This is a genomic window from Streptomyces sp. NPDC059371 (assembly GCF_042751995.1).
GTDB lineage: Bacteria > Actinomycetota > Actinomycetes > Streptomycetales > Streptomycetaceae > Streptomyces.
In genome coordinates, this window is record NZ_JBHYXD010000030.1 from 1 (window position 1) to 8170 (window position 8170).

The following is an 8170-nucleotide window of genomic DNA, read 5'->3' on the forward strand; positions in this document are numbered from 1 at the left end:
GGGTGGTGGGTGTGGTGTGGGGGGGGGGGGGGGGGCCCCACCACCAAAACCACCTATTGAACTCCTACGTCCTCGCGGGGGGGGGGGGGGGGGCGGGCGGCCCCGCCCCAACCCCCCCCGCCGGATTCGGTGGAGTTCTCTCCCTCGCGGCATCCGCCTCTCAACTCATGCTCTCGCTGCAGGAATTCAGTGAATTCCTGACATGTCCTCAATTTGTGCCGGAGGCAAGCAGGTTTATGAATTACGCTCGGAGGGCGAATTCATAAGCTCCCGCCGGAGGCGGAATGCTTTTCGCGCAGGGATGCGCGGGGCAGCTATCTGACGGGGCCTCGCCACCGATGAAAGAAGGTCTCCCCCGGGGCCGGGGCCGAGTCGCATCGGCACGCCGGTCAGCAGCGTGCCGACGTCGATCGTGTCCTGGGGGTCGAGGACGGTGAACCCGTGCCGCTCGTAGTAGGGATCGAGGGCGCGGGAGGTCTCGAACTCGCCGAAACCCGGAGCGCACACAGTCCGCTACACGCCCAGCCGCTGGGCTGGCCGCCGGCCGATTCCGAGAGGAGCGCAAGGAGGTCCTGACGTGCCGGTGCCCGTTGTCTGCTCACCCCGAGGTTTCAGCGGAAACTCGTACTCGGTGGAGCTCAGGTGACGTCCCTGGCCGATGGCGAGTCATCACGCCGAGATCCTCACGGCGCCCGCTCCGCGAGCGCCGGAAGAGCGGCCGGACGCGCTACGGCTGTCGCGCGGTCGCCGCTTAGCTCGATTCAAGATCAGCAGGCTGCCGAAAATGACGACCATGAGAGCCGGGTAGACGGCGTGGCCTGCAGAGCCTTGGGCTATTCGCCAGACCATCAGGCCGGCGCACAAGCACAGCATCGGCCAGCACAATGCTCAGAGGTCGAAGTGGAGGCGAAACCCGAGGCGAAAGCTCGAGGCGTCACAGCGAAAGTAGGTAGATGCCGAACCCCACGCACGCCACGCCGACTACCGCCCACAGCGCGGCAAGCGCGGGCTTCCGCCGATAGGTCGAGTCGGACCGCGAGCCCTCCAAGAGCGCGAAACAAGCGAAGAAACAAAGCAGCGCAATGAGCCCAAGTCCCACCGAAAAGAAGAAGTACCAGACTCTCATATTCCCCCCGTTCACCTGAAAGACCCGGTGAAGGCTACCGGAGGCAAGGTAACCCGAACAAGGGCGGAATCACCCCATAACGCCGCCAACTCCATCCTGTTCTAGGGCCATTAGGCGCAAGTCGAAAGTGCTCGACCCCCGAGAAGGAGTCAATCCATGGGACAGCACACGACGGATGAGGTGCGACCAGGTTAAGGACGTCGAGGCGATACTCGACGGCAATTTCAAGTCCACCGGACGAGCCATCCCACCATGCGTTTGCGATGCATCTCATAGAGGGCGGCGACCTCCTCGTGAGCAGACCGCAGTAGTTGCGCTGCCAGTGCAGGTTTCGGGGTGGGTTCCACCAGGGGGCGATCACGGTGAGCTCGGTCAGGTGGGGTGAGGGCGGCAGTCCGGCGCGGGCGCGTTGCTTGGCCTGGTTGCGCTGGCTGAACAGCCACATGCCCAGGGGGAGTAGCTGTCGTGCCGGGTGTCACGGGGAACGGCGAGGTGGTCGTGTTCGGCCCCGGTGTCCTAGCTCGGACACGAGCCGCAAAGTAGCCGGGGTGATCACGTGCTCGCTGCCGTGGCGCCCTGCTCGTCGTGTTCGCGCAGCATCCGCATGACGGTCGCGGGCGAGGGGTGCCGGCCCTTCTTCTTACCGGTGGTGATGACGAGCCGTTTGGCGATGTCGCGCAGGCTCATCTTCTGCTCCCGCAGGTGGAGGGCCATGGAGAGCATGTTGTCGTCGCTGACGCCCGCGCCGCCGATGGTCTCGCCACGTTTGCGGGTGGACTCGTGGCCTTCGAGGGTGCGGTCGCGGATGTACTCGCGCTCCATCCCGGACATGGCGGCCAGCACGGTGAACACGATGCCCGAGGGATCGTGCGAGCCCTGGAGTTCCCCGGCGAGGAACTCCAGGCCGACGTCGCTGGCTTTCAGCTCCTTGGCGAGCATGGCGAGCTCGATGCCACGGCCGAGCCGTTTGTGCTCGTGGACGACGAGGGTGACGCGTGCGCCGGAGGAGCGCATCTCTCCGGCGAGCTTGACGGCTGCCTCCAGCTCGGGGCGCCGGGCGGCGCGGGTGGAGATCTTCTCCTTGAAGATCCGGGTCACCCCGGCTTCGGCGAGGGAGTCGAGCTGCGCGTCCAGGGACTGCCGGGCGGTCGAGGCACGGGCGTACCCGAGGCGCACGTGGCCGACCGGCTCGGAACCGGCGCTCGCGGGCCGGGGCAGCTCGGTCCAGGCCGAGCCGGGCTTGCGCACGGCGGGCGTCGGCACGAGGCGGAAGCGGGCGGTGTGGTACTGGACGGCCACCTTGCCCTTGCCGGTCCGGCACGGCGAGCCCGCCGGGACGGCGCAGGCGGACATCGGGCAGGGTTGCGATTCCACGCGCTTGAAGTCGTCGCTCACGCTCCGAGCTGTTTCATGAAGTGTTTCAAACAGTCCAGTCGTCTGAACAACCCATGAAACATGGTCGCTCCAGGTGGGGCGCCGGGTGGCCGACTGTTTCATAGGCGACCACCTGTGAAACGCGGGCGCTGAGTCCGGTCAGCGGTCGGTGTCGGCTCACCACTGGGTGATGAGCGGCGTGTCGGGTCCGTGTTGCCGCCAGGCTTCGGTGAGGCGGACGAGGCGGGTGGGGGCGGCGATGCCGCGCACGGTTGCGATCTTGCCGCCTGTGATGTCGAACGTCACGGCGCCGGCGACCTTGCCGCCGGGCACGAAGAGGATGGCGGGGGCGCCGTTGACGAGCGCGTAGTGGACTGCGGAGATGCCGCCGGCAAGTCGCTGTTTCGCTGGCGTGGATTTGAAGCCGGCCCGTGCGATGGCGGCGATGCGCTGCGGAGTGTCGTACTGCAGCAGCTTCTCGGTCAGGCCGGCGCCGTCGGAGATCGCGGTCGCGTCGTCGGTGAGCAGCGCCACCAGGCGTTCGGTGCGGCCCGAGGAGGCAGCGGCGAGGAACTCCTCGACGATCCTGCGGGCGGACGCCGGGTCGACTTCGCCCCTGCGGCGCGCGGCGGTGACGCGCTGCCGGGCCCGGTGGAGGTTCTGCTGACTCGCGGACTCGGTGATGTCGAGGATCTCGGCGATCTCGGCGTGGTTGTAGGAGAACGCTTCGCGCAGGACGTAGACGGCCCGCTCATGGGGTGACAGGTGCTCCATGAGGGTCAGCACGGCCAGGGAGACCGATTCGCGCTGCTCGAAGGTATCGGCCGGGCCGAGCATCGGATCGCCGTCGAGGAGCGGTTCGGGCAACCAGGCGCCGACGGTGCGTTCGCGGCGTGCCTGTGCCGAGCGGAGCCGGTCGAGGCACAGGTTGGTGGCGGCCTTGGTCAGCCATGCTTCCGGCACCTTGATCCGCTGCCGGTCGGCGGCCTGCCAGCGTAGGAACGTGTCCTGCACGGCGTCTTCGGCGTCGGCGGCGCAGCCCAGCAGCCGGTACGTCAGCGAGGCCAGCCGGTTGCGGTTGGCCTCGAACCGGCTGGTGTCGAAGCGATCAATGGTGCTGTCCACGCGGGTCACCCTAACTCCAACCGTAGATCGTGATCTCGGTGGTGAGGGGCGCCGAGGCGGCAGGTGGCCAGCGTCGATCATCTCGCCCGAGATCGCCCACGCCGTCGCGGGCGTCGGCTCCTTCTCCGTCTACCCGAGTTCACCGAGACGGAGGGCATCCCTTATCTCGCTGAGCTTCGCGGTCGTGGCCGGGGTCCGCTCCTGCGCTTGTTCAGCGAGTCGGAGGGCGTCGTCAATCTCGCTGAGCTTCGCGGAGGACAGGAGGGCCGCCCGCTCTATCAGGTCGTCCCGGGACACAGTGGTCAGCCACGTGCACGGGGTGAAGCCTGGACGCGGGAACGCGAGCCGCAGCACGCCTTCGAACGGCAGTCCTTCACCGGCGCCGACCGTCACTTCGATGCCCAGACCGCTGATGTCGACGCCCGCCGGAGCGACGACCTGCATCACCCGGATCCCGGACGTGTCGTCTCCCGACAGCAGTACGACCAACCTCCGCTCGTCGAACTGGACCCACCAGACTTCGCCACGTTGCACAAATCCTCCAGACACATGACGGCGCAGAGCCAAGGGCCACCGCTTCTACGACTGGGCCGTCATCGACCTCACCGACCCCGGGCCCGGGAGCCGGCAGTTGCTGATCCGCCGCAACCGCAGCACCGGCGAACTCGCCTACTACCGCTGCTACTCGCCGGCCGCCGCAGTGCCGCTAACCACCCTGGTGCGCGTCGCTGGATCAAGGTGGCGGGTCGAGGAGTATTTCCAGTCCGGCAAGGGCCTGGCGGCCTTGGATGAGCACCAGGTCCGCCGCTACCTGTCCTGGTCCCGCTGGGTCACCTGGCCATGCTCGCGCACGCCTTCCTCGCCATCGTCCGCGCGAACGAACACGACCGCGATCCCGCACCAGACGCCCTCATACCGCTCGCCTGCAACGAGATCCAACGGCTGTTCATCAGGCTCGTCATCCGGCCCGCCTTTGACCCGGTCCACCGGCACTGGCGACGCTGCCACCAGGCCCGATCCCGGACCAGCCACTACGGGCGGCAAGCCGCTCGAACGTGAAGATCACGATTTACGGCAACTACGCGGCTACGCGACCGCGTTCTCGGTTGACGCATCCAGTACGGCGGCCAGGCGGTGCTTGCGCTTGGGCAGGCCGAAGGTCGGGTGCGAGGTGGCCCACAGCGACATCGTGACGATGCCCGCCTTGATCCTCGCGGCCTTCCGGCCACCCAAGTACTTCGGCTTTGCCTGCGCTTCGTCGTCGACCATCTGCAGGATCCCGTCCCGCCGCCCGAGGCTGATGTGGTTGCCCACGTACTCCAGCTTGGTGTTCGCGATCTCGCGGCCGGTCAGGCGTCCCACGATCGCGTCCACGGCCTGTCGGCCGGTGTAACCGGCCGAAGCGCAGGACATCGGCAGCGGCCGGCCGTTGTCGCCGACGGCGTTGGCGCTGTCGCCGGCGGCGTAGACGTTCGGGTGCGAGACCGAGCGCATGGTGCTATCGACGACGATCCGACCGTCCTCGGTGACCTCAAGACCGCTCGCGGCGGCGGTCGGGCTGACCGCGAACCCGGCCGTCCACACGGTCGCGTCGGACGCCAGGACGGTGCCGTCGGCGCACAGCACACGCGCCGCTTCGACGGATTCAACGCTGGTGTGCTCCCAGACGGTGATGCCCATCCGGTCGCAGGCCTGGCGCAGGTGGCTGCGTGCCCCGGCCGAGAGCGGGGCGCCCAGCTCACCGCGGGCGACCAGCGTCACCGACAGGCCGGGCCGGGACTCGGCGATCTCGGTGGCGGTCTCGATGCCGGTCAACCCGTCGCCGACGACCAGGACACTCCCGCCTTCGTCCCGCCTGCTCAGACTGTCCAGGCGCTCGCGCAGGCGCAGCGCGGAGGGTCGGCTGGCGACGTCGAAGGCGCGCTCGGCCACGCCGGGGACGCCGTGGTCGGCGCCGTGGCTGCCGAGCGCGTAGAGAAGCGTGTCGTAGCCGAGCTCGCCGCCGCCGTCGGCGTCGGCCACGGCGACGACCTGGCTCTCGGGGTCGACAGCGGTGACACGGGCCAGGCGCAGACGTATCCCCGTGCCCGCGAAGACGTCGGCGAGCTGTGGAGCCTCGATCTCCTGACCGGCCACGAGCTGGTGCAGCCGCAGCCGCTGGACGAAGTCCGGCTCGGCGTTGACCACGGTGATCTCGGTGTCCGCCGGGGACACCCGGCGAGCCAGGGTCCCGGCCACGTAGGCCCCGGCATAGCCGGCGCCGAGGACGACGATGCGGTGCTTCATGTGATGCTCCTGTCGGTTCGCTTGCTCCCTGTCGGTGACTTGAGCGGAACAGCGCCTCGATTCCTGACAAGAACTGCATGTGACGTGGGCCACAGGATGACGGGAGCGTCGCCTGACGATGCCCACGACGCCGAGGCGGCGCAGATGCAGGCCGAGCCGAACAAGGCGATCTGATGACGATCACCGTCGTCATCGACGTCATCGACGTCATGCTCGCCAAGCGGAAGATGTCCGCGGGTGAACTCGCCGAACGCGTCGGCATCACACCCGCCAACCTGGCCGTGCTGAAGAGTGGCCGCGCCAAGGACGCCCGCTTCACTACCAGTGGAATTCATGCACCCGCGCCGGCAGATGATGACCATGCAGACCCTCCGGTGCCAGGTATGCACACAGCACACCCGAACGAAGATCGGCTTCATCTTCCTTGCGGGGCCCAGGGACGAGGACCCCGCCCGGACGCAGATTTTGACGAATCAGCCTCCGGTGTGCGCCAAGCATGTCCGCACCGTTGCAGCACTGTGCCCGCACATGGAGAAGCAGCCGATGGTGTTCCTCGCCCAGAGCGCCCCCTTGTACGGCGTGAGCGGAGTTCTGTACGGACGCCTTGCCCGCGGGGGTCTCCAAGTAGTCGCCCGGCCGGACTTCGCCGTGCAGTACGGGAACCCGGACCTGGCCACGTTCCTCGCCTCGCAGATGGTTCGCCGCCTCACCAGCTTCCGTGTCCTGACCGTCGACGAACTGCTCCAGATGCTCGAACTGTCCGCATAGACCTCTGCTCGGTGGCCGGAAGACTCCCCGCCAGGCCACCGGGCAGAGCAAGGCTCTCGGCGCGGGGCGCCCTCGGGCACCGACCCCGACAGTGCCCGCCCCGCGCCGGGGCCCTGAACCCATTGGCCCGCCCAGAAGAGGGACAGCATGCATCAGCTTGTCGCCATCCCGTTCGGAGAGCGCCGCCTCGTCTTACGGCGGGGCAGTCCAAAGGCCGTACAGCTGCCTCACACTAGGTTCGAGGAACTGCGCACCCTGAGCACGGCCCCGAGCACCGTGCCCGGGTGGCTCGTCGACGCCGTGGCCGGCCAGTGGCAGATGGACCTCTCCGGCCGGGTCCTCAACGACGTCCTCCTGGTACGCGAGGCGGGACCGTATGAGTTCAGCCGGGCCACGTGGGAGATCAACTTCGGCTGTGACTACGACTGCGAGATGTGCTACCTCGGCGAGAAACGGTTCGAAGGCCTCGACAATGCAGGGCAAGCGCACCCTCCTGACCGTGATGCGCGACGCCGGGGTGATCTGGCTCCAGATCACCGGCGGAGAACCGCTGATCGACCCGGACTTTCCCGAGTCCTAACGGTTCGCCAACGAACTGGGCATGCAACTTGAAGTCCTCTCCAACGGCTCGCAACTGCGCAGGGACCGCGTCCTGGACGTGCTCCGCGCGTACCCGCCGACGAAACTGACGCTGAGTCTGTACGGCGCGACGGCCGACATGTACGACGCGGTGACCCGCCGGCGCGGTGGCTTCGACCGGTTTCGCGAAGGCGTACACAAGGCCCTCGACGCCGGGCTTCGCCTCGATCTGAGCCTGATCATCGTGCAGACCAACGCGCACGAGGTCGACGCCATGCGGGCCTGGGCCAAGGATCTCGGGGTGCCGTTCCGCGAGTATGCCAACATCTCGCCCACGATCCACGGCACCGCGGAAACGTTGCCGTCCCAGTCGCCCGAGTACCTCACCGCCCGGAAGCCGTCCACCGGCTGCCCGGCGGGCGTGACCTTCTTTCACGCCGACCCGTTCGGCCGCGCCTCGATCTGCAAGGTGGGCCGCGAACCGAACATCGACTTGACCGCCGAAGGCGTGCCAGGCCTTGCCCGACTCGGCCAGATGGCCGAGTCCCTCATGCTTCGCACTGGAGGATGCAGCGGCTGCAAACTCTCAGAAACCTGCCGCGTGTGCCGACCGATGGCATGGGTTTTCCAGGAAGCGAAGGCACCACTGCGGAACTACTGCCAACACGCAATGAGGTAGTCATGACTGCTGTCTTGGTCGAGATCACGCCCGCACCCGTTTCCGCTGACCCGGACGAGATCGTCCTCGTCGACGACGTCAGCGCGCTGACCGGGAGCGTTGAGTCCGGCTGCAACGACGACAACCCGTACAAGTAGCTCAACCAGTTGGGGGCCCCGCGGTTGGGCGGCCCCCACCCCCCGAACAAATGGGTAAAAAAGAAACAACCCCGAAAACCGGGTTGACCGCCCCAA

At 67.6% G+C, this 8170-nt stretch carries 7 protein-coding genes and 2 pseudogenes; 5 read left to right on the forward strand and 4 right to left on the reverse strand.

The window, feature by feature from the left end:
- Positions 1–1678 precede the first annotated feature (1678 nt).
- From ACFXGX_RS18940 to ACFXGX_RS18950, 3 genes are all read right to left on the reverse strand, one after another.
- Positions 1679–2521, reverse strand: coding sequence for a recombinase family protein (locus ACFXGX_RS18940; protein ID WP_384792161.1), 843 nt, complete (start codon positions 2519–2521; stop codon positions 1679–1681).
- 156 nt (positions 2522–2677) lie between these two features.
- Positions 2678–3625 (reverse strand): sigma-70 family RNA polymerase sigma factor, encoded by a 948-nt coding sequence (locus ACFXGX_RS18945; RefSeq protein ID WP_384792164.1) that lies wholly within the window; start codon positions 3623–3625, stop codon positions 2678–2680.
- A 129-nt stretch (positions 3626–3754) separates the two neighbouring features.
- Complete coding sequence (locus ACFXGX_RS18950) at positions 3755–4159, reverse strand: type II toxin-antitoxin system PemK/MazF family toxin (RefSeq protein WP_384792167.1); 405 nt, start codon at positions 4157–4159, stop codon at positions 3755–3757.
- A 28-nt stretch (positions 4160–4187) separates the two neighbouring features.
- Between ACFXGX_RS18950 and ACFXGX_RS18955 the strand changes: the two are divergent.
- Positions 4188–4684 (forward strand): annotated as a pseudogene (locus ACFXGX_RS18955) (IS701 family transposase); the annotation flags it as partial.
- Positions 4685–4711: 27 nt separating this feature from the next.
- Here the strand turns inward: ACFXGX_RS18955 and ACFXGX_RS18960 are convergent.
- The gene (locus ACFXGX_RS18960; RefSeq protein WP_384792170.1) at positions 4712–5911 is read right to left on the reverse strand and encodes an NAD(P)/FAD-dependent oxidoreductase; all 1200 of its coding nucleotides are present in this window, start codon (positions 5909–5911) and stop codon (positions 4712–4714) included.
- Between the two features lie 173 nt (positions 5912–6084).
- Here ACFXGX_RS18960 and ACFXGX_RS18965 point away from each other — a divergent pair.
- From ACFXGX_RS18965 to ACFXGX_RS18980, 4 genes and pseudogenes are all read left to right on the forward strand, one after another.
- Positions 6085–6234: pseudogene (locus tag ACFXGX_RS18965) on the forward strand (helix-turn-helix domain-containing protein); the annotation flags it as partial.
- A gap of 205 nt (positions 6235–6439) precedes the next feature.
- Positions 6440–6679, forward strand: coding sequence for a hypothetical protein (locus ACFXGX_RS18970; RefSeq protein WP_384792365.1), 240 nt, complete (start codon positions 6440–6442; stop codon positions 6677–6679).
- 601 nt (positions 6680–7280) lie between these two features.
- Positions 7281–7937, forward strand: a complete 657-nt coding sequence (locus ACFXGX_RS18975; RefSeq protein WP_384792172.1) for a hypothetical protein — start codon at positions 7281–7283, stop codon at positions 7935–7937.
- 2 nt (positions 7938–7939) lie between these two features.
- Entirely contained in the window at positions 7940–8074 is a 135-nt protein-coding gene (locus ACFXGX_RS18980; RefSeq protein WP_384792175.1) for a hypothetical protein, read from the forward strand.
- Positions 8075–8170 lie beyond the last annotated feature (96 nt).